Here is a 17,703-nt window from a genome sequence, read left to right on the forward strand (position 1 = left end):
GTATGGCAGCGCGGCCATCCGGGTGGATTCACCGACATTCATGTTTTCGAATTACGAAGACATGTGCGATCACTTCGGCGGGCCGATGAGGCGACCCCGCCCGGGTCGGACGGGGGTGGTGGGGGCGTCCAGACAGTCGGCCCAGTTCCGTGTGCGGTCGCACCAGCGGTTCAGCAGGACACGGTCGTGGCCGACCGCGAGCAGGCCGGCGCCCGTCTCGGCGCGGTAGGTCTCGACGGCGGCGACGAGCGCGGCCGTGGTGGACGCGTCGAGCATGGCGGTCATCTCGTCGCAGACCAGCCAGCGGGGGCGCAGGACCAGGGCGCGGGCCAGGCAGGCGCGCTGGAGCTGACCGTCGCTGACCTCGTGCGGGCGTCGGGTGAGCAGATCTCCGGTGAGACCGACGGCGGGGACGAGTTCGGCCAGGCGGTCGGGAATCTCCTCGCGGCACCCGGTCGCACGCAGGGGTTCGGCGATCAGGTCGGCGAGCCGCAGCCTCGGGTCGGCGGCGAGCCGGGGCTGCTGGAAGACGACCCCGACGGCGGTGCGCTGGGCGCGCGGGGCGCGGTGCCGCCAGGCCCGTATCTCCGTACCGTCGAGGACGACCCGGCCCGCGTCGGGCCGGTGCAGAAGGGCGGCCACCCGGGCGAGGGTGGACTTGCCACAGCCGCTGGGGCCGAGCAGGCCGACGGCCTCGCCGGGGGCGACGGTGAGGGAGGCGTCGCGGAAGACGGGGGCGCGGCGGCCGTATCCGGCGGTGATCCGGTGGAGTTCAAGCACGGTCGGGGTCTCCCGGCTCTCCGTGGGGGTGGTGGCAGGCGACCTGGGAACGGGGTTCGGGGCGGACGGCGCAGGCGGCGCTCACGCGGGGGCAGCGCGGGGCGAAGGCGCAGCCCTCGGGGAGGTTCGACAGCTCGGGCGGCAGCCCGGGGATCGGGGTGAACTCACGTTCCGGAAGGGCGTCGAGGAGCCCGCGGGCATAGGGGTGGCGGGGACCGGGGCCGTCGAAGAAGCGGGCGGCGGGTGTCGTCTCGACGATCCGCCCGGCGTACATCACGGCCACCCGGTCGGCGACACGGCGGGCGGCGGCCAGGTCGTGGGTGATGAGCAGCACGGCCTTGCCGGTGTCGGTGTGCCGCCGCAGTTCGTCGGCGGTGCGGTCGACCAGTTCGCGGTCGAGCCCGGTGGTGGGTTCGTCGGCGAGGAGCAGGGGCGCGTCGCCGATCAGGGCGAGCGCGGTGGCGGCGCGCTGGGCGAGGCCGCCGGAGAGTTCGTGCGGATAGCGGTCGAGGTGCCCGGCGGGGAAGGCGGCGCGTTCGGCGGCGGCCTCGGCGGCGGCCCGCCGCTCCCGGCGGGGTGTGTCCGTGAGCGCCCGGACGGTCTCCTCCAGTTGGGACCGGACGGTCCGCACGGGGGTGAGGTGGGCGGCGGGGCTCTGCGGGACGAGGCCGACGAGGCGGCCGCGTACGGTGCGGGCGAGGGTCCGTTCGTCGGCGGCGAGGAGGTCGAGGGCGGGGCGCGCGGGGGCGTCCGGGGACGCGGTGCCGGCCGCGCCCGCGAGCCGGGCTGTGCCCCGCGCCTCGGCGTTGGCGGGCAGCAGGCCCAGCAGGGCGGAGGCGAGGACGGATTTGCCGCAGCCGCTCTCGCCGACCAGGGCCAGACACTCCCTGGGCGCCAGGTCGAACGAGGCATCGCTGACGGCGGCCACGCTTCGGCCGCCGCGCAGCCGGAAGCGGACCGTCAGGTCGCGGACGCTCAGCAGGGAGGTCCCGGCGCGTCCGGCGGCGGTGGCATCGACGCGTCCGGAGGCGTCGGGGGGCGGGTCACCGAAGGCACGCGCGAGCTGCTCGTTCACAGCATCAGCTCCGATCGGCGGCGCGGGTTGAGGCGGTCGCGCCAGACGCCGGCGAGGCCGGCCAGGGCGAGGGTGGGGACGATGAGCAGCAGTCCGGGGAAGAGGGTGGGCCACCAGTCGCCGGCGAGCAGGGAGGAGCGGGCGGTCTGTACGAGGTTGCCGAGGCTGGCCTGGTGGCTGGGCAGGCCGAGGCCGAGGAAGGAGAGCGCCGACTCGTGCCACATGGCGTGCGGCACCATCAGTACGGCGGCCAGACCGGCCTGTGGCAGGACAGCGGGCAGCAGGTGGCGGACGGCGATCCGCCACCGGGAAGCGCCGCCGGAGATCGCCGCGTCGACGAAGGGCCGGGAGCGCAGCGAGAGGACCTCGGAGCGGACGATCCGGGCGGTGGAGAGCCAGTGGGTGACCGCCACGGAGGCGATCACCGGCCAGACCCCGGGCCGGAACATGGCGACCACGAAGATGCCGAGCAGCAGGTGCGGTACGGACGAGAAGCCGTCGACGACGCGCATGAGGAGGCGGTCCACGCGTCCGCCGAGCGCGCCCGCCGCCGCGCCCACGACGGTGCCGACGACAGTGGCGACAAGGGCGGCGACCAGGCCGACGAGCAGGGAGACGCGCAGCCCGTAGACGCAGCGCAGCAGCAGGTCACGACCGAGGTCGTCGGTGCCGAAGGGGTGGGACCAGGACGGCGCCTGAAGCTTTCGGGCGAGGTCCACGGCCTGCTCGTCGAGCTGGGCGAGCGGCGGGACGGCGAGGACGGCGGCGAGGACGAGTCCGGTGACGAGGGCGGAACTCCAGAGCCGGAGCCGCCGGGTGCGCGGGTCAGCCATCGAAGCCCACCCGGGGGTCGGCGAGCCCGTACAGCAGGTCGGAGAGGAGATTGCCGAGCAGGACGGCGGCTGTGGCGAGCACGGTGAGCGCGGCGAGCAACGGGAAGTCGACGGAGACGGCGGCCTGGACGGTGGCGGCGGCGATGCCGGGCCAGCTGAAGACGGTCTCGACGAGGAGGGCCCCGGTGATGAGTTCGGGGACCCGGGAGCCGACGAGGGTGAGCACGGGCAGCATTCCGGAGCGCAGGGCGTGGCCGGTGAGGACGGTGCGTTCGGCGAGGCCGCGGGCGCGGGCGCCGCGCACCGGGTCCTCCTCCAGAGCGTCGCCGACGCCCTGTCTGACGTACAGGAAGAACCAGGGCAGCTGGGTGGCCCCGAGGACGAGCGCGGGCAGGACGAGGTGGCGGGCGACCTGTCCGGCGGTGACGGTGTCGCTGGCGGTGTCGGTGAGGCCGCCGGCCGGCAGCGCGCCGAGGGTGAGCGAGAAGAACCAGACGGCGAGCAGGCCGAGCCAGAAGGCGGGGGCGGCTTCGAGGGTGTACGCGGCGGAGCTGACGACCCGGTCGACGAGGCCGCCTCGGCGGCGCCCGGCGAGGACGCCGAGGACGGTGCCGAGGGTGACGGCGACGAGGAACGCGGTGGCGGCGAGCAGGACGGACCAGCCGATGCGTTCGGTGATCACGTCGGTGACGGGCTGGCGCATGACACCGGAGTCGCCGAGGTCTCCGCGTACCGCGTGGGCGAGCCAGTCCCCCCACTGGGCGAGCCAGGGGCGGTCGGTGCCGAGGTTGGCGCGCAGCTGGTCGAGGTTCTCCTGGGATGCGGTGAGTCCGGCGGTGCCGGCGTAGGCGCGGACGGGATCGAAGGGGGAGGCGGCGGCGACCGCGAAGACCGCGAGGGTGACGGCGAACAGGACGGGGACGGCGGCGAGCGCGCGCCGTCCCGCCATCCGTGCCATGGCCGCCCAGGGAAGGCGGCGGCTCACCGGGCGGCCACTCCGGAGGACTTCGCCGCGCCGGCCGCGGCGGCCAGGGCCGTCCCCGCGCCGAGAGTGGTCCCCGTGCCCGGGGCCGGGGCCGTGCCGCCGGCCCCGGGGGCCACGAGTGCCGCGTTCTTCGCCGTGCCCGCGGCGCCCTTCGGCTTCCAGTCCTCGATGTTCCACCAGGGGCCGGAGCCGAGGCCGTGGTCGTGCGGCTCGATCTGGGTGGTCAGACCGCCGTCGGCGGTCTCCCAGCGGTCGCTGACGACATAGAGGTGGTCGACGTGGGTGAGGAAGGTATAGCCGGGGTTCTTCAGCAGCCGCCGCTGGATCGTGTCGTACGCGGCGCGCCGTTTGGCGGGGTCGTTCGTGCGGCGACCGTCCTCCAGGGCGCGGTCGACGACCGGGTCGGCGTACTGGGCCATGTTGTTGAAGCCGTCGCCCGCGAGGGAGGACTTGAGCATCAGGTACTGGTCGAAGTCGGGGTCGCCGGGCGAACCGCCGCCGGCGAGGACCGCGTCGGTCTTCATCCGGGGCTCGATCACCTCCCAGGTGCCGGCCTGGGTGGTCAGCGCGATGCCGGCCTTCTTGGCGTCGGAGGCGTAGGCGAGGGCGTGGTCCTGGCGGAGCTTGTCGCCGGAGAGGTACCAGAGGGGGAAGGCCGCGCGGACGCCGTTCTTGACGCGGACGCCGTCGGGGCCGGGCTTCCAACCGGCCTCGTCGAGGATCTTCCGGGCGCCCGCGAGGTCGTGGCGACGCTCGGTGCCCTTCGCGAACCAGGGGCTGTCGGTGGGGACGGGCCCGTAGGCGGGCTTGCCGGCGCCTTCGAGGATCCGGTCGACCATGGCCTGGCGGTCGACGGCGAGGTCGAGTGCGCGGCGGATCGCGGGGTCGCCGGCGACCTTGTCGTGCGCGGGGAGGGTGACCTGGCGGTAGTCGAAGGTGGCGGCCCGGTAGGTCTTGTACGGCTTGCCGGCGGTGGTGCCGGTGAAGCCCGCGGCGAGATTGGGCGGCAGGATGGCGGCGTCCAGGTCGCCGGCGCGCAGCCGGGTGGCGCGTACGTCGTCGTCCTTGACCACGGCCATGGTGAACTTCTTCACGGCCGGGGCGCCGCCCCAGTAGTGCTCGTTGGCGGTGAAGGTGAGCTTCTCGCCCTTGGACCAGCCGGTGAGGACGTACGGCCCGGTGCCGATGGGCCGGGTGGTGAACGGGCCGGTATTGACGTCCTGCTTGCCCGCGACGTGCTCGGGGGCGATGCCGAGGACGGTGCGCTCGGCGAAGGGCGCGTAGGGGTACGCGAGAGTGAAGACGACGGTGTCGTCACCGGCCGCCCGGACGTCCTTCACGGCGTCGAGTTCGGCGCGGGAGGCGTTGTTGGTCTTCGGGTCGAGGATCGCGCGGTACGTGAAGACGACGTCGGCGGCGGTGAAGGGGTGGCCGTCGCTGAAGGTGACACCCTTGCGCAGCTTGTACGTGTACGTCAGGCCGTCGTCGCTGACCTCGGGCAGGGCGGCGGCGAGGGCGGGCTTCAGCTTCATGTCGGCGCCGAAGGCGAGCAGCCCGTCGAAGATCTTGGAGTTGCCGTCCTTGCCGTAGCCGAGGAGGGGGCTGAGGCTGTCGGGTTCGAAGGCGATGCCGACGACCGCGGAGTCCTTCGGGCCGGCGCCGTCGGCGCCGCCGGGGCCCGCGCAGGCGGCGGTGAGGGCCACGGCCCCGGCGAGTATCGCGGCCATCACCGGACGGACGGATCGGGCGGCCATGGTGTCCACACCCCTCTGGGACTCTTTTGAAGATCAACTGCTTTTGCGAACAGATTGCAATTAAACAGTATGTAGAGGGTGGGAGCACCGGAGGCCCCTTACCGAGGGGGTGCCGGTGGCTCCCCGAGAGCCCTCCGGGGAGCCTCGGGGAGCCGCCGGGACCTACCGGGGAGCGGGGAGATCGACCAGCGCGGCGAGGGCGTCCTGGTGCCGGCCGGCCGAACCCAGCGCCGTCTGGTCGGACTTGGCCCGTTTGAGCGCGAGGTGCGCGGGATGCTCCCAGGTCATGCCGATGCCTCCGTGCAGCTGGACGCACTCCTCGGCGGCACGCACGGCGGTCCTCGCGCAGTACGTCTGGGCGACTGCCACGGTCAGCTCGGCGTCGGCGGCCCCGGTCGCGAGCGCGTCGGCGGCGGCCCGCGCGGCCGCACGGGCACCGACCAGCTCCAGCCACAGCCGGGCCATCCGGTGCTTCAGGGCCTGGAAGGAGCCGACCGGTCGGTTGAACTGGTGACGCTCCCGGGTGTGCCGGACGGCCGCCTCCAGACACCACTCGGCGAGCCCGAGCTGTTCGGAGGCGAGCAGGCCCGCCCCCGTGAGCAGCCCCCGTCGCACGGCCGCGCGGCCGGTGGCCGCGTCGGCGAGCCTTGTGCCCGGGGCGGAGCCCGCGTCGACGGTGGCGAGCGGGCGGGTGAGGTCCAGCGGGATCTGCGGGGTGATCAGCGCCTCGGCGGCCGGGACGGCGTACAGCCCGTCGGCGCGCGGGACGAGCAGGATGTCGGCGGCGGCCGCGTCCGCGACGGCCGAGACCGGCCCGTCGGCCACCGGGTCCGCGCCGGGGGCCGTGGACAGCGGTACGACGACGACGGCGACCCGTTCGCCGCTCGCGAGCGAGCCGAGCAGCCCGGCCGCGGGGCCCGCCGGGTCGCCGAGCGCGAGCAGCGTCCCGGTCGCCACGACGGCACTCGTCAGATACGGCACCGGGGTCACCGCGCGGCCCAGCTCCTCCATCACCGCCGCGGCCTCGCGAGGGCCCGCGCCCTGACCGCCCAGTTCCTCGGGGACGAGCAGCCCGGCGGCGCCGATCCGGCCCGCGAGGGCGTCCCACAGGCCGGGGACGTACGGGCTGCCGCTCTCGGCACGGGCGAGCACGGTACGCGCGTCGGCCCGGTCAACGAGCAGGGCGCGGACGGTGGCGCGCAGAGCGTCCTCGGTGTCGGAGTACAGCAGGTCCGGATCGGGCGCGGCGGCCGGTGCGAGGATGTCGCCGCTTCCGGTGCCCCTGCTCCCGGTGCCGGACGGGGGCATGCTCGCGGACGTGGGTGCGGTCATGGTCGTGGTCACGGCCCCGGGCGTGGATGCGGTCACGGTCCCGGGCGTGGCTGCGGTCTCGGACGTGGTCATCGGGCGAGGTCCTTCCAGGGGACGTCCTTGTCGTCGCGCGGCTCGGGCGGCAGGCCGAGAACCCGCTCGGCCACGATGTTGAGCAGCACTTCGCTGGTGCCTCCTTCGATCGAGTTCCCTCGTGCCCGCAGATAGCGGTAGCCCGCGTCGCGGCCGGTGAAGTCGACCAGGTCGGGCCGGACCATCGTCCAGTCGCCGTACAACAGGCCCTCGTCCTCGAGGAGTTCCACCTCCAGGGCGCTGATCTCCTGGTTGAGCCGGGCGAAGCCGAGCTTCATGGCACTGCCCTCCGGGCCGGGCCGGCCGGCGGCGAGCTGCTGGCGCAGCCGTTCGCCGGTGAGCCGGGCGACCTCGGCGTCCACCCACAGGTCGAGCAGCCGGCGGTGCAGCTCGTGGGTGCGCAGTTCGGGGCGGGAGCGCCAGGTCGCGGCGGCCTTCCCGATCATGCCGCCCTCGCGCGGCACGCGGGCGCCGCCGATGGAGACCCGCTCGTTCATGAGGGTGGTCCGCGCGACGCGCCAGCCGTCGCCGACCGCGCCGAGGCGGTGGGCGTCGGGGATGCGTACGCCGGTCAGGAAGACCTCGTTGAACTCGGCCTCCCCGGTGATCTGGCGCAGCGGCCGGACCTCGACGCCGGGGTCGGTCATATCGCAGACGAAGTAGCTGATGCCCTGATGTTTGGGCAGGTCCGGGTCGGTTCGGGCGAGGAGGATCCCCCAGCGGGCCAGGTGGGCGCCGGAGGTCCACACTTTCTGCCCGTCGATCACCCAGGTGTCGCCGTCGCGCACGGCGCGGGTGGCGAGGGCGGCCAGGTCGGAGCCGGCACCGGGTTCGCTGAAGAGCTGGCACCAGACCTCCTCCCCCACCCAGAGCGGCTTCAGGAAACGCCGCTTGACCTCCTCGGAGCCGTACGCGAGGAGGGTCGGGGCGGCCATGCCGAGACCGATGCCGATCCGGCGCGGGTCGTTGTCGGGGGCGTGGGCGGCGGCGAGTTCGGCGTCGACGACGGTCTGGAGGGCGCGCGGGGCGCCCAGTCCGCCGAATCCGGCCGGGTAGTGCACCCAGGCGAGGCCGGCGTCGAAGCGGGCGCGCAGGAAGTCGGTGCGGCCGGTGGTGGCGGGCGGGTGCGCGGCGATCAGCCGGCGGGTGCGGGCGGTGAGTCCGGCGGCGTCGGCGGGCGGCCCCGCAGGGTCCTCGGCCGGGCCGTCGGCGGCCTGTGCGGTGGGGTGCGCCGGGGGCTGCGCGGTCATGCGCGGACCCCTTCCGGGAGAACGGCGATCCGGCCGGTGGTGACACCGTCGGCAAGCCGCTGGACGGCACCGGCCGCGCCGTCGAAGGGCACCCGCTCGCTCACGTGCGGCTTGATCAGACCCTTGGCGGCGAGTTCGGTGAGAGTGTCGTGGCAACGCCGCACGGCGGCCGGATCCTTGGCGGCGTACAGGCCCCAATGGAGCCCCAGGATCGAGTAGTTCTTGACCAGGGCGTGAGAGAGGGCGGGCGCGGGCACGGTGCCGCTCGCGAAGCCGACGATCACGATGCGCCCCTCGAACGCGACCAGTTTGGCGGCCTGTTGGTAGGCGGTGCCGCCGACCGGGTCGTAGACGACGTCGGCACCACGGCCACCGGTGGCCTCCTTGACCGCCGCGACGACGCCCTCGGCATGCCGGTCGACCACGACGTCGCAGCCGGCTTCGCGGGCGACGGCGGCCTTGGCGGCGCCGCCGACGACACCGATGACGGTGGCGCCGGCCGCCTTGCCGAGCTGGACGGCGGCACCGCCGACCCCGCCCGCGGCGGCGTGCACGAGCAGGGTCTCGCCCGCGCGGAGCCCGGCCCTGCGGTGCAATCCGAACCAGCCGGTCTGGTAGGCGATATGGAGAACCGCCGCCTCGGCATCGTCCAGTGTGCCGGGGGCGGGCAGCAGCGCGGCCTCGTCGGCGAGGGCGTAGGCGGCGAGCCCGCCGTACGGAAGGGCGGGTGTCGCGAGCACCCGGCGGCCGTCCTCGGTCTCGGCGCAGATCTCCACCCCGGGGGTGAAGGGCAGCGGGGGCCGCACCTGGTACTGGCCCCGGCAGAGCAGCGCGTCGGGGAAGTTGAGGCCGGTGGCACGGACCTTCAGGAGCACCTGCCCCGCGCCCGGCACGGGCGGGGCGGTCTCCTCGCGCCGCATCACCTCGCCGGGTTCGCCGTTCTCACGCACTCGCCACGCCTGCATACGGGCCTCCAGGTGCCGTCGCCGTGCCCTGCCGCGCGGGGTTCCGCGCGCACGATGCGTCGCACACTAAGCGGTTGCTTGGTCCAGCGGAACCGGGCCGGTCCGGCAACGGCGGCTTCCCGGCCATGGCGCGGGGCGTTCGGCGGGAGCAACGGTCCGGGAGAACCACCCGAAGGGACCACCCGCCAGGCAAGGGGGCGGAACGGAAAGCGACCGGGAAGGGAGGCGGGGGAATGGACGGAAGGAGGGCCCGGGTGGACAGCTCAGGCGGACGGCCCGTCGGACGGCTCGGACGGCTCGGGCGGACCACTCGGGCCGCTCGGGCCGCTCTGGCGCTTCGGCCGTGCCCGTACGTGCATCCGCTCGCCCTGCGGCCCGAACAGACTCAGGAACTCCACCGACCGCTCCCCCACCGGCCCGAACCAGTGCGGGACCCGGGTGTCGAACTCGGCCGCCTCGCCCGGCCCCAGTTCGACGTCGTGCTCGCCGAGGATCAGCCGCAGCCGCCCGGAGAGCACGTACAGCCATTCGTACCCCTCGTGCACCCGAGGGTCGGGCGTCTCGGGGGTCGCTCCGGGTTCGTGGACGACCTTGTACGCCCGCAGTCCGCCCGCCTGCCGGGTGAGCGGGTAGAGCGTACGGCCGCCGCGCACCAGGCGGCGGGGCCGCACTCGCGGGTCGCCGGCCTGCCGCGTGCCCACGAGTTCGTCGAGCGGGACCTGGTGGACGCGGGCGATCGGCAGCAGCAGTTCGAGGCTGGGCTTGCGCTGCCCGGACTCCAGGCGGGAGAGGGTGCTGACCGAGATGCCCGTGGCGGCCGAGAGCCCGGCCAGGGTGGCGCCGCGCTCGCGCCGGATACGGCGCAGCCGGGGGCCGACCTCGTTCAGGACCGTATCGATGTGTTCCGCTTCGTGCTCTTCTTCCGTCACGCGCCCATTGCAGAAACAGGAAGGGAGTTTGTCAATGCCGCGTGCCGGCGGCGCCTGTGGGAGCAGGCCGTACGGCGGCCGGGTCCATGGCGTCGCCGAGGTGCCGCGTACACACCCACAGCACGAGCCCGAGGCAGCTGAACACGGCGCCCAGGACACAGACGGCGCCCCAGCCCGCCACCGCGTAGAGGGAGGTCGCGGCGAGGGCTCCGGTGGCGCTGCCGATCGAGTAGAAGATCATGTAACCACCGATCAGCCGGCTGCCCGCGTCCGGGTGGAGCGCGTGGATCACGGTCTGATTGGTGACGTGGACCGCCTGGACGGCGAGGTCGAGCAGGATCACCCCGGCGAAGAGGGCCGCGAGCGAGACGCGCGTCAGGGACAGCGGCAGCCAGGAGGCGGTGAGCAGGACGAGCGCGATGCCGGTGGTACGGCGGGAGAGCCCGCGGTCGTTCATCCGGCCGGCCACGGTCGCGGCCAGCGCTCCGGCCACACCGATCAGCCCCAGCGCTCCGATCGCGCTGTGGGACAGGGAGTACGGGGCCTCGCTGAGCGGCAGCGCGACGCTGCTCCACAGGGTGCTGAAGGCGGCGAAGACCAGCAGGCCGAACAGGGCGCGGAGCCGCAGCAGTCGTTCCCGCGCGAAGAGGGTGAGGGTGGAGCGCAGCAGCTGTCCGTAGCGCAGCCTCGTCGGCAAAGTGCCGGAGCGGCGCGGAAGCACGCGGTGCAGGATCAGGGCGAGCAGGGCCGTGAGCGCCGCCGAGGCGAGGTAGACGGAGCGCCAGCCCGCGAGATCGGCCAGCAGTCCGGACACGGTGCGGGCGAGCAGGATGCCGACGACCACCCCGCTGGTGACGAGGCCGACGACCCGGCCGCGTTCGCCGGGCGGCGCCAGGGAGGCGGCGAAGGCGACCAGGGTCTGTGTGACGACCGCGAGCAGCCCGAGCGCGGCCATGCCCACGAGCAGGACCGTCGCCGTACGGGCGGTGACCACGACCGCCAACGCCACGACCATGAGCAGCAGTTGGCCCACGACGAGACGGCGGCGGTCGACCATGTCGCCGAGCGGCACGAGGAAGAAGAGCCCCAGGCCGTACCCGATCTGCGTGAGGGTGATCACCCCGCCGACGAGGGCCGGGCTCAGGCCGAGGTCGTGCCCCATGGTCACCAGCAGGGGCTGGGCGAAGTAGACGTTGGCCACCGCCGCCCCGCAGGCGACGGCGAACAGCAGGACGACACCCCGGGACAGGGCGGACACGGCGCCCCCTTCACCGCCCCCGACCCCGGCCTCAGTCCGCCGCACGGTCTCGCCCGCTCCAGCCATCGGCCCTCCCCCGTCGCTTCCCGTCCCCGCCACTGCCGCCCCTTTCCCCTGCCTACTGGTTGCATCTTGCTACCAGTAGGGGACGGTAGCCGCGATAGGTAGCATGTTGCAACCACTTCGGGAGAGGAACGCCGCCATGGTCACCAGGACACGTTTCGACGACAGCGACTGCCCCGTCGCCCGCTCGGTGGACGCGATCGGCGACTGGTGGTCCCTGCTGATCGTCCGGGACGCCTTCGACGGCAGCCGGCGCTTCGGAGAGTTCCAGCGCAGCCTCGGCGTGGCGAAGAACATCCTCACCGCGCGCCTGCGGACCCTGGTCGCCGGCGGCATCCTCACCACCGTCCCCGCCTCGGACGGCAGCGCCTACCGCGAGTACGTGCTGACCCCGAAGGGCGAAGCCCTCTTCCCCGTCATCGTGGCACTGCGGCAGTGGGGCGAGCGGAACTTCTTCGCCCCCGGCGAGGAGCACTCCGAACTGGTCGACCGGCGGCATGGACAGCCGCTCCGCGCACTGGAGGTGCTGTCGGCGGACGGACGCCCGCTGCACCCCGGCGAGACCATCGTGCACAAGGTCTCCCACGAACGGCCCTAGACGAATAAGTCCGATGTCTTCAGTGATCGAATGCGACCAGCGACCGCATGGCCGGGGCGCCGGTCTTGTTGTGGACGATCGCGTTATTCCCCAGGGGTAAGTTCACGTAATTCCCCAGGTGCTGGGCTTGGAAGGGCTAGCTTGCGCCGGGTAGTCCCAGGGCGGCCAGGAGGGCTGAGGAGAGCTGTTCCGCGAACAGAGCCGACCCGGTGAGTGTCTGCCGGATGGTTTCCTCGTCGGGTGTCAGTCCGGCGGCTGCCGACCAGGCGAGTGCGCCGGCGACGGCGGGTTCGATGGGGAAGTGCTCCAGAGGGATCTCGTAACTCTTCGCCATCTCGCGGTTGAGCAGGCCCTCCCAACTGCTGCCGTCCGGCGTGATGGCTTCGACGAACCCGACGTCGCTGTCCAGGAAGGACACCATGATGGCCGGTGTCCCTGTGCTCTGGACGAGGTTCGCCAGGCTGCGCCGTCCGGCGTCGGCGAAGTCCGTCACCTGCCAGCCCTCCGCCAACGCCTCCGTGTCTTCAATGCCCGTGAACCCGGCTGCCCGCATGAGCTGGTGCAGTTCCCCCGTGGACCGGGTCGTCAATGATCCGCCTGAGTTTCCCATGGTCAGGAAGCTAGCGGATGCCTCTGACAAGCCCGCTCGCGGCATTGAGACGCCAGCATGGGACGCCGCGATGGCGGGACCCTCTCGTCGCCATCGAACGCTGGTCAACCTGCGTCACGCCGAGCAGCCAGAACGGCTTCAGCGTGACCTTCCACAACGGCGCCCGCATCTTCGCGCGCGGGCTCTATTCACCTCGCGCCATCGATGGTTGCCTGGGAGCATGCCTTGGCGGGCCGAGCGGGAAGGCGAAGGAGTATGAGCTTACGCAGACCGAAGCGGCGCGACGCAGACGAACTCCGGGCGAAGTTTGTTGCCAACCGTGAGAAGGTCCGGTCGTGGGCGGCGCGTTGGGAATGCCCGGAGGTCGAATGGCCGGCCTTCCTCGAGGTCCCGAGTCCCTGGACGATCACGCCGCAGGAGCACGACCGGTGGCTGGACCGTTACGCACCCTTCATGAATGAGTACCAGTGGTTCCTCGAAGCCCGGCCCGTAGCAGGAGGCGTCAACGAGCTCCGGGCTTCGTGGGAGTTCGGCCCAGGCCATGAGTTCGAGCGTCTGACCATTCGCTTCCGGAGCGTCCTCGACCCGAACTACCTGGCCGAGAAACTGGCCCTTGGCATTCGCGCGGCCGCTCTCAAGGGCTGGCAGGACGACGATGTCCACGACCTCTACGACTGGCTGCACGAAGGCGTGAACGAGTGTGTGGGCACCAGCATGGTGCGCGGAAAGTATCGCGTGGGCTTTCTCTTGTGCGAGATGACCTGCGCCGCAGTCAGCCGCACCGAGGTCATCACCGAGGCTCGCACCACCCTTACGGATACCGCTCTGGATGGTGCATCGCTGAACGCCGGTGGCGAGACCTAAGGGTTGTCCCGGGGCTATCCGGTCCCCGGTGAGGCGATACACGGAGGCTGCGTCCGCGCAGCCAGCCGGCGGCGCCCCGGCCGTGCTGACGGCGCCCGTCCTGCTGCCCAGGCCGCTCCGGGTCGCCATCGTCCCTGCTGCACGGCCGGAGCACGCCGACATCGGGGACGACCAAGAGCTCGTCCCCGAGAACCACCCGGCGTGGACCTGACCCGGGTAGCGCTGCGGGCCGCGAGGGCGCAGGTGTGCCAGAACGGCGGCGAGCAGAAGGCGAAGTCGAAGCCGCGGCCCGTCCGTACGGTGCGCCGCGACGCGAGCGACAAGGCAAACGCGCTGGTCAGGAGAGAACGCCCGGCCATGCAACGTCACGCCTTAGCCAACAACCGGGATGCCGCGTGTGGCGATGGATACAAAACTTGTTGTTCTCGCTATGAGGCCCTTTCTGCGCACCGGGCACCGCCGCCTTCGCAGGTCAGATCGCACACGATCCATGAGCCGACGCGTTGATGGACCGGGTGGCCTCAGTCCGAGCTCGGGCGGCACGTCGACCGTGACCGATCTCCGCGACTCGGCCCGCAGGCCTGCAGGCTGTCGTTCCAGCGGCCACGACCGACGCCGTTGTTGTCGGCCTAGGATGCGGAGCATGAACAGGACCACGCCGGCACACGCAGACCCCATATCGATGGCGACGCGGCGGACCCGCTGGCAGGAGGCGGGCAACAGCGAGAACTTCGGCAAGCGGTTTGCCGATCTCGTCTCGGCTGGCGAGGACATCGACGGTGAAGCCCGACTCGCCGACACGCTCCTGCCGCGTGGCGCCCGGGTGCTCGACGCCGGTGCGGGCATGGGCCGGGTCACCTCGGCACTCCTGCGGCGCGGGCACGAAGTGGTCGCGATCGAGCCCGACGAGACACTGGTCCGGCAGGCCCGGGAGATCTACCCCGGCCTGCCGATCGAGAAGCGCGACATCCTCGGCCTCGGCCCCGAGGACGGCCCGTTCGACCTGGTCGTCTGCGTCGGCAACGTCATGATCTACCTGGCCGAGGGCACCGAGATCGAGGCCCTGCGCGCGATGCGCGCCGTGCTCGGCGAGAACGGCCGGATCCTGCTCGGCTTCCACCTCCAGGACCAGCCGCCGCACGCCCGCGCCTACACCGCGGCCGAGTTCGAGGCGGATCTCGCGGCGGCCGGACTCCGCGTCGACCTGCGGGCAGGCACCTACCAACTGCACCCCGCGAACGAGGCCTACGGTGTCTGGGTCCTGAGTTGCGCCCAGAGTGAGGCCGGCAGGTAGATACGCAGCTCGCGGGTGGGGGACCCGGGAGCGGAACCTGCCCGGATCCGCGGTCGGCGGCGTGCCGACGCTTCTCGGCTGGCGGTGCCGCTGCACTTCCACCCGCAGACACCGCTCCAGCCCGTCATCGACGTGTACTACTCCGACCTCCCGGGCCCCATGGGCTCTTGCTGGCCGGAGCCGGGCTCGGTTGGTATGACGACCTCGGCTTCCAGTACCTGCGCATGATCTTCTCGGGGTCTTCGACCGGTTACCCGGCCTGCAGGTGATCGCCGGACACTGGGGCGAAGTCGTGCTGTTCTATCTCGACCACACCGGCTTCTTCGCCGAGGCGGGCGGCCTGCGGCAGCCTCTGGCGGACTAGGACTTGTCCGGGCGGTCACCTGCGGAGCCAGATGACGAGGGCTGCTGCGGTGACGGTGCCGAGGAAGACGTAGCCGCGCTTGTCGTAGCGAGTGGCGACTGCCCGGGACTGCTTCAGGCGGTTGATCGTCCGCTCGACGGTGTTGCGCTTCTTGTAGCGGTCCTCATCGAAGCCGGACGGCCGTCCACCGCGTGCGCCCTTGCGCAGGCGGGCCGCCTGGCTGTCGGTCTTCTCCGGGATGGCGTGGCGGATCCCCCGCCGTCGCAGGTACTCGCGGATGGGGCCGTTACTGTAAGCCTTGTCGGCTGTGAGGCTGTCCGGCTTCTTGCGTGGTCGGCCCGGTCCGGGTCTGGGCACTCGGATCTTGTCCAGGACCGGCTTGATTCGCGGCCCCCTTTGAAGCGGGGGCTGGCGGCGGGTCGGTGCGGGCGCCGGCCGCATGCTGGTGCGCACGCACGACGGTGGAGTCGACAGAGATGTCCCAGTCGATCTCCCCGACCGCGTCGGCCTCGGCCTGGACCTGCTGGAGCAGACGCTCCCAAGTCCCGTCGGCCGACCACAGACGGTGGCGTGCATAGATGGTCTTCCACGGTCCGAACCTCTCGGGCAGATCACGTCACTGCACCCCGGTCCGCACCCGGTGCAGAATCCCGTCGATCACCCGCCGGTGATTCCGCCACCTGCCGCAACGCCCGTTGCTGACCGGCAGGAACGGCCGCAGCCGTGCCCACTCGGCATCCGTTGGATCGCCCCGCCCCATGCTCACCTCAACGATTTGGGCACGGCGGCTGTCAGGTGGGCAGCACGCCACCTGCGTACTGGCCGCTCTCCGGCCTGGAGAGGAACACCCGGCGGGTTGGCAGCTCGATTTCCACGACGACGACGGCAATCTCCTCTCCGACCTCGAAGTCTTCTGCCGGACTCGCCACAGGGCGGCCGTCGACCTCTCTGAAGGGGACCAGTCCGAAAACCCCATCCCCGAGGTCGACGAAGATGCCGATGGGAAACACCTTGTCAACTGTCCCGCGGAGTTCCTGGCCCACCACTGTGCGGTCGGCGAAAGCCTGGAGGGGGTCGGGCTCCAGTGCCTTCAAAGTCAGTCCGGCCTCAGCGTTGCAGGTGTCGGACCCAAGGAACTCGCACGAGACACGCTGCCCAACCCGAACAACATCGGTGGGAACATCGATGCGCCGCCAGGACAGTTCGGGGATACCGATGAACCCGACACCGGGCAGGGTGGGGTGGCCAGGCCCGTCGTCCAGCACCACGAAGACGCCGAACCGTTCGATCGCCGCGACGGTGCCGGACAGGATGTCGCCGCGGTGCAGGGGCTCCAGGAACGCCCAGAGTTCCGGGCCCTCAGACTGCCAATCCATGCGCGCAACCCTGACACACGACGTCGCGTGCCAGCCATGCCCTCAAGCTGAAGCGACCGTCCGCAATCCCGCCATGTCTCAGCCGCACCTTGATCGCCCGGAGGGGCTGTCGGGTGGATCAGGGCCCCGGCCAAGCTCCGCCGGACAGCCCCCTGGCACGGGGAGGCCTGACGCACGGGGCCCGGCCACGACTCGGCCGGACCCCGACCACGGCCAGGGGCCGGCCGGGATCGGCCAGGCGGATGAAACCCCGCCGGTCGGGCTGCACGGGGCACGAGAGAGGGCGAAGATCGGACACAGTGGCCAAAATCCCGCCATCGCGCTCTCCGCGGAACGGCCCTCCACTCCGGAAGGACGGGACTCACCCCATGCTCGGTACGGACTTCACCACCGGCTCCCCCGACTGGCTCGACCTCGGCACCCCCGACACCAAGGGTGCCGCCATGTTCTACGGCCGGGTCTTCGACTGGGACTATGTGTCGGCCGGCCCCGACACGGGCGGCTACGGCTTCTTCCAGCAGGAGGGCCAGATCGTCGCCGCGCTCGGCCCGCTCGGCGAGGAGGGCGCGGACAGCGCCTGGAACGTCTATTTCCAGACTCCGGACGCCGACGCGACGGTCCGCGCGGCGGCCAAGGCCGGAGGCCGGGTCCGGGTGCCGCCGCAGGACGTCATGGAGGCGGGCCGGATGGCCGCCCTGACCGACCCCGGCGGTGCGGACTTCGCGCTGTGGCAGCCGCGGACGATGCCGGGCCTGGAGCGCACCTCGCGCAAGCACACGCTGCTGTGGACCGAACTGCACACCGCCGACCCCGAGTCCACCCTCGCCTTCTACGGCACCCTGTTCGGCTGGCGCTGGCAGGAGATGGACGCCTCTGGCATGGCCTACCGGGTGATCTCGACCGCCGACGGAGACCTCCAGGACGCCACCTTCGGCGGCGTGGCACCGCTCCAGCCCGGCGCGGAGAAGTCCCGCTGGATCCCGTACTTCATGGTGGAGGACGCGGACCGGATCGCCGCCTCGGTACTGGAGAGCGGCGGTTCGGTCCTGATGCCGCCGGCGGACGAGCCGCAGGTCGGCCGGATCGCCTGGCTCGCGGACCCCTACGGGGCCCCCTTCGCGGTCCTGAAGCCCGACCCCGCCATGTGAGCAGGCGCGCGGATGGACGGTGTGACGCGGCGGTGCCGGCCGGGGCCCGGCCGGCACCCCTAGAAGGTTCATGAAGATCTTGGGGTTCTGGCCCCGCCGCGTGAGCGGTGGGGCCAGACTTTTGGTGTGGCGATGGGGGAATGGGCCGGGGAA

17 protein-coding genes and 1 pseudogene are annotated in these 17,703 nt (G+C 72.2%); 5 read left to right on the forward strand and 13 right to left on the reverse strand.

What is annotated here, in order from left to right:
• Nucleotides 1-69 precede the first annotated feature (69 nt).
• The 10 genes from ACGFRB_RS25495 to ACGFRB_RS25540 form a co-directional block, all read right to left on the reverse strand.
• On the reverse strand, nt 70-780 hold the full coding sequence (locus ACGFRB_RS25495; RefSeq protein ID WP_393246259.1) for an ABC transporter ATP-binding protein: 711 nt from the start codon (nt 778-780) through the stop codon (nt 70-72).
• A complete protein-coding gene (locus ACGFRB_RS25500; RefSeq protein ID WP_393246301.1) occupies nt 773-1,762 on the reverse strand; it encodes an ABC transporter ATP-binding protein in 990 nt (329 codons plus the stop codon). The genes ACGFRB_RS25495 and ACGFRB_RS25500 overlap by 8 nt, the downstream gene beginning before the upstream one ends.
• A gap of 89 nt (nt 1,763-1,851) precedes the next feature.
• A complete protein-coding gene (locus tag ACGFRB_RS25505) occupies nt 1,852-2,688 on the reverse strand; it encodes an ABC transporter permease (protein ID WP_393246261.1) in 837 nt (278 codons plus the stop codon).
• Nucleotides 2,681-3,646 (reverse strand): ABC transporter permease, encoded by a 966-nt coding sequence (locus ACGFRB_RS25510; protein ID WP_363007337.1) that lies wholly within the window; start codon nt 3,644-3,646, stop codon nt 2,681-2,683. Before ACGFRB_RS25510 ends, ACGFRB_RS25505 begins: the two co-directional genes overlap by 8 nt.
• A 23-nt stretch (nt 3,647-3,669) precedes the next feature.
• Nucleotides 3,670-5,427 carry an ABC transporter substrate-binding protein gene (locus ACGFRB_RS25515; protein ID WP_393246263.1) on the reverse strand — a complete coding sequence of 586 codons (1,758 nt, stop codon included), beginning with the start codon at nt 5,425-5,427 and terminating at the stop codon, nt 3,670-3,672.
• Between the two features lie 162 nt (nt 5,428-5,589).
• A complete protein-coding gene (locus ACGFRB_RS25520; RefSeq protein WP_393246303.1) occupies nt 5,590-6,735 on the reverse strand; it encodes an acyl-CoA dehydrogenase family protein in 1,146 nt (381 codons plus the stop codon).
• A 92-nt stretch (nt 6,736-6,827) separates the two neighbouring features.
• Nucleotides 6,828-8,081, reverse strand: coding sequence for an acyl-CoA dehydrogenase family protein (locus ACGFRB_RS25525; RefSeq protein ID WP_393246265.1), 1,254 nt, complete (start codon nt 8,079-8,081; stop codon nt 6,828-6,830).
• On the reverse strand, nt 8,078-9,046 hold the full coding sequence (locus ACGFRB_RS25530) for an NADPH:quinone oxidoreductase family protein (protein ID WP_393246267.1): 969 nt from the start codon (nt 9,044-9,046) through the stop codon (nt 8,078-8,080). Before ACGFRB_RS25530 ends, ACGFRB_RS25525 begins: the two co-directional genes overlap by 4 nt.
• 263 nt (nt 9,047-9,309) lie before the next feature.
• Nucleotides 9,310-9,975 (reverse strand): helix-turn-helix domain-containing protein, encoded by a 666-nt coding sequence (locus tag ACGFRB_RS25535; protein WP_393246269.1) that lies wholly within the window; start codon nt 9,973-9,975, stop codon nt 9,310-9,312.
• A gap of 31 nt (nt 9,976-10,006) precedes the next feature.
• Entirely contained in the window at nt 10,007-11,299 is a 1,293-nt protein-coding gene (locus ACGFRB_RS25540) for an MFS transporter (protein WP_393246271.1), read from the reverse strand.
• 136 nt (nt 11,300-11,435) lie between these two features.
• Here ACGFRB_RS25540 and ACGFRB_RS25545 point away from each other — a divergent pair, with 136 nt between their 5' ends.
• A complete protein-coding gene (locus ACGFRB_RS25545) occupies nt 11,436-11,894 on the forward strand; it encodes a winged helix-turn-helix transcriptional regulator (RefSeq protein ID WP_393246273.1) in 459 nt (152 codons plus the stop codon).
• A 136-nt stretch (nt 11,895-12,030) separates the two neighbouring features.
• Here ACGFRB_RS25545 and ACGFRB_RS25550 read toward each other — a convergent pair whose 3' ends face one another.
• On the reverse strand, nt 12,031-12,504 hold the full coding sequence (locus tag ACGFRB_RS25550) for a hypothetical protein (protein WP_393246275.1): 474 nt from the start codon (nt 12,502-12,504) through the stop codon (nt 12,031-12,033).
• Nucleotides 12,505-12,759: 255 nt separating this feature from the next.
• Here ACGFRB_RS25550 and ACGFRB_RS25555 point away from each other — a divergent pair, with 255 nt between their 5' ends.
• The 3 genes from ACGFRB_RS25555 (at nt 12,760) to ACGFRB_RS25565 (ending at nt 14,662) form a co-directional block, all read left to right on the forward strand.
• On the forward strand, nt 12,760-13,368 hold the full coding sequence (locus tag ACGFRB_RS25555) for a hypothetical protein (RefSeq protein ID WP_393246277.1): 609 nt from the start codon (nt 12,760-12,762) through the stop codon (nt 13,366-13,368).
• Between the two features lie 28 nt (nt 13,369-13,396).
• Complete coding sequence (locus ACGFRB_RS25560; protein ID WP_393246279.1) at nt 13,397-13,579, forward strand: hypothetical protein; 183 nt, start codon at nt 13,397-13,399, stop codon at nt 13,577-13,579.
• Between the two features lie 432 nt (nt 13,580-14,011).
• Entirely contained in the window at nt 14,012-14,662 is a 651-nt protein-coding gene (locus ACGFRB_RS25565) for a class I SAM-dependent methyltransferase (protein WP_393246281.1), read from the forward strand.
• A gap of 379 nt (nt 14,663-15,041) precedes the next feature.
• Here the strand turns inward: ACGFRB_RS25565 and ACGFRB_RS25570 are convergent.
• Nucleotides 15,042-15,786, reverse strand: a pseudogene (locus ACGFRB_RS25570) (IS5 family transposase).
• A gap of 31 nt (nt 15,787-15,817) precedes the next feature.
• Nucleotides 15,818-16,402 carry a S1 RNA-binding domain-containing protein gene (locus ACGFRB_RS25575; protein WP_393246283.1) on the reverse strand — a complete coding sequence of 195 codons (585 nt, stop codon included), beginning with the start codon at nt 16,400-16,402 and terminating at the stop codon, nt 15,818-15,820.
• Between the two features lie 368 nt (nt 16,403-16,770).
• On the opposite strand from ACGFRB_RS25575, the gene ACGFRB_RS25580 reads away from it, so the two are divergent.
• The gene (locus tag ACGFRB_RS25580) at nt 16,771-17,550 is read left to right on the forward strand and encodes a VOC family protein (RefSeq protein ID WP_393246285.1); all 780 of its coding nucleotides are present in this window, start codon (nt 16,771-16,773) and stop codon (nt 17,548-17,550) included.
• The last annotated feature ends 153 nt before the right edge of the window (nt 17,551-17,703 follow it).

The sequence above is a fragment of the Streptomyces sp. NPDC048718 genome (assembly GCF_043198875.1).
Classification (GTDB): Bacteria; Actinomycetota; Actinomycetes; order Streptomycetales; family Streptomycetaceae; genus Streptomyces.

Bases quoted from the DNA above. Each gene is read 5' to 3' on its own strand.
- ACGFRB_RS25580 (WP_393246285.1), top strand. From the start codon at position 16,771: ATGCTCGGTACGGACTTCACCACCGGCTCCCCCGACTGGCTCGACCTC.
- ACGFRB_RS25565 (WP_393246281.1), top strand. From the start codon at position 14,012: ATGAACAGGACCACGCCGGCACACGCAGACCCCATATCGATGGCGACG.
- ACGFRB_RS25575 (WP_393246283.1), bottom strand. From the start codon at position 16,402: ATGGATTGGCAGTCTGAGGGCCCGGAACTCTGGGCGTTCCTGGAGCCC.
- ACGFRB_RS25505 (WP_393246261.1), bottom strand. From the start codon at position 2,688: ATGGCTGACCCGCGCACCCGGCGGCTCCGGCTCTGGAGTTCCGCCCTC.
- ACGFRB_RS25555 (WP_393246277.1), top strand. From the start codon at position 12,760: ATGAGCTTACGCAGACCGAAGCGGCGCGACGCAGACGAACTCCGGGCG.
- ACGFRB_RS25510 (WP_363007337.1), bottom strand. From the start codon at position 3,646: ATGGCACGGATGGCGGGACGGCGCGCGCTCGCCGCCGTCCCCGTCCTG.
- ACGFRB_RS25530 (WP_393246267.1), bottom strand. From the start codon at position 9,046: ATGCAGGCGTGGCGAGTGCGTGAGAACGGCGAACCCGGCGAGGTGATG.
- ACGFRB_RS25550 (WP_393246275.1), bottom strand. From the start codon at position 12,504: ATGGGAAACTCAGGCGGATCATTGACGACCCGGTCCACGGGGGAACTG.
- ACGFRB_RS25545 (WP_393246273.1), top strand. From the start codon at position 11,436: ATGGTCACCAGGACACGTTTCGACGACAGCGACTGCCCCGTCGCCCGC.
- ACGFRB_RS25525 (WP_393246265.1), bottom strand. From the start codon at position 8,081: ATGACCGCGCAGCCCCCGGCGCACCCCACCGCACAGGCCGCCGACGGC.
- ACGFRB_RS25520 (WP_393246303.1), bottom strand. From the start codon at position 6,735: ATGCCCCCGTCCGGCACCGGGAGCAGGGGCACCGGAAGCGGCGACATC.
- ACGFRB_RS25515 (WP_393246263.1), bottom strand. From the start codon at position 5,427: ATGGCCGCCCGATCCGTCCGTCCGGTGATGGCCGCGATACTCGCCGGG.
- ACGFRB_RS25540 (WP_393246271.1), bottom strand. From the start codon at position 11,299: ATGGCTGGAGCGGGCGAGACCGTGCGGCGGACTGAGGCCGGGGTCGGG.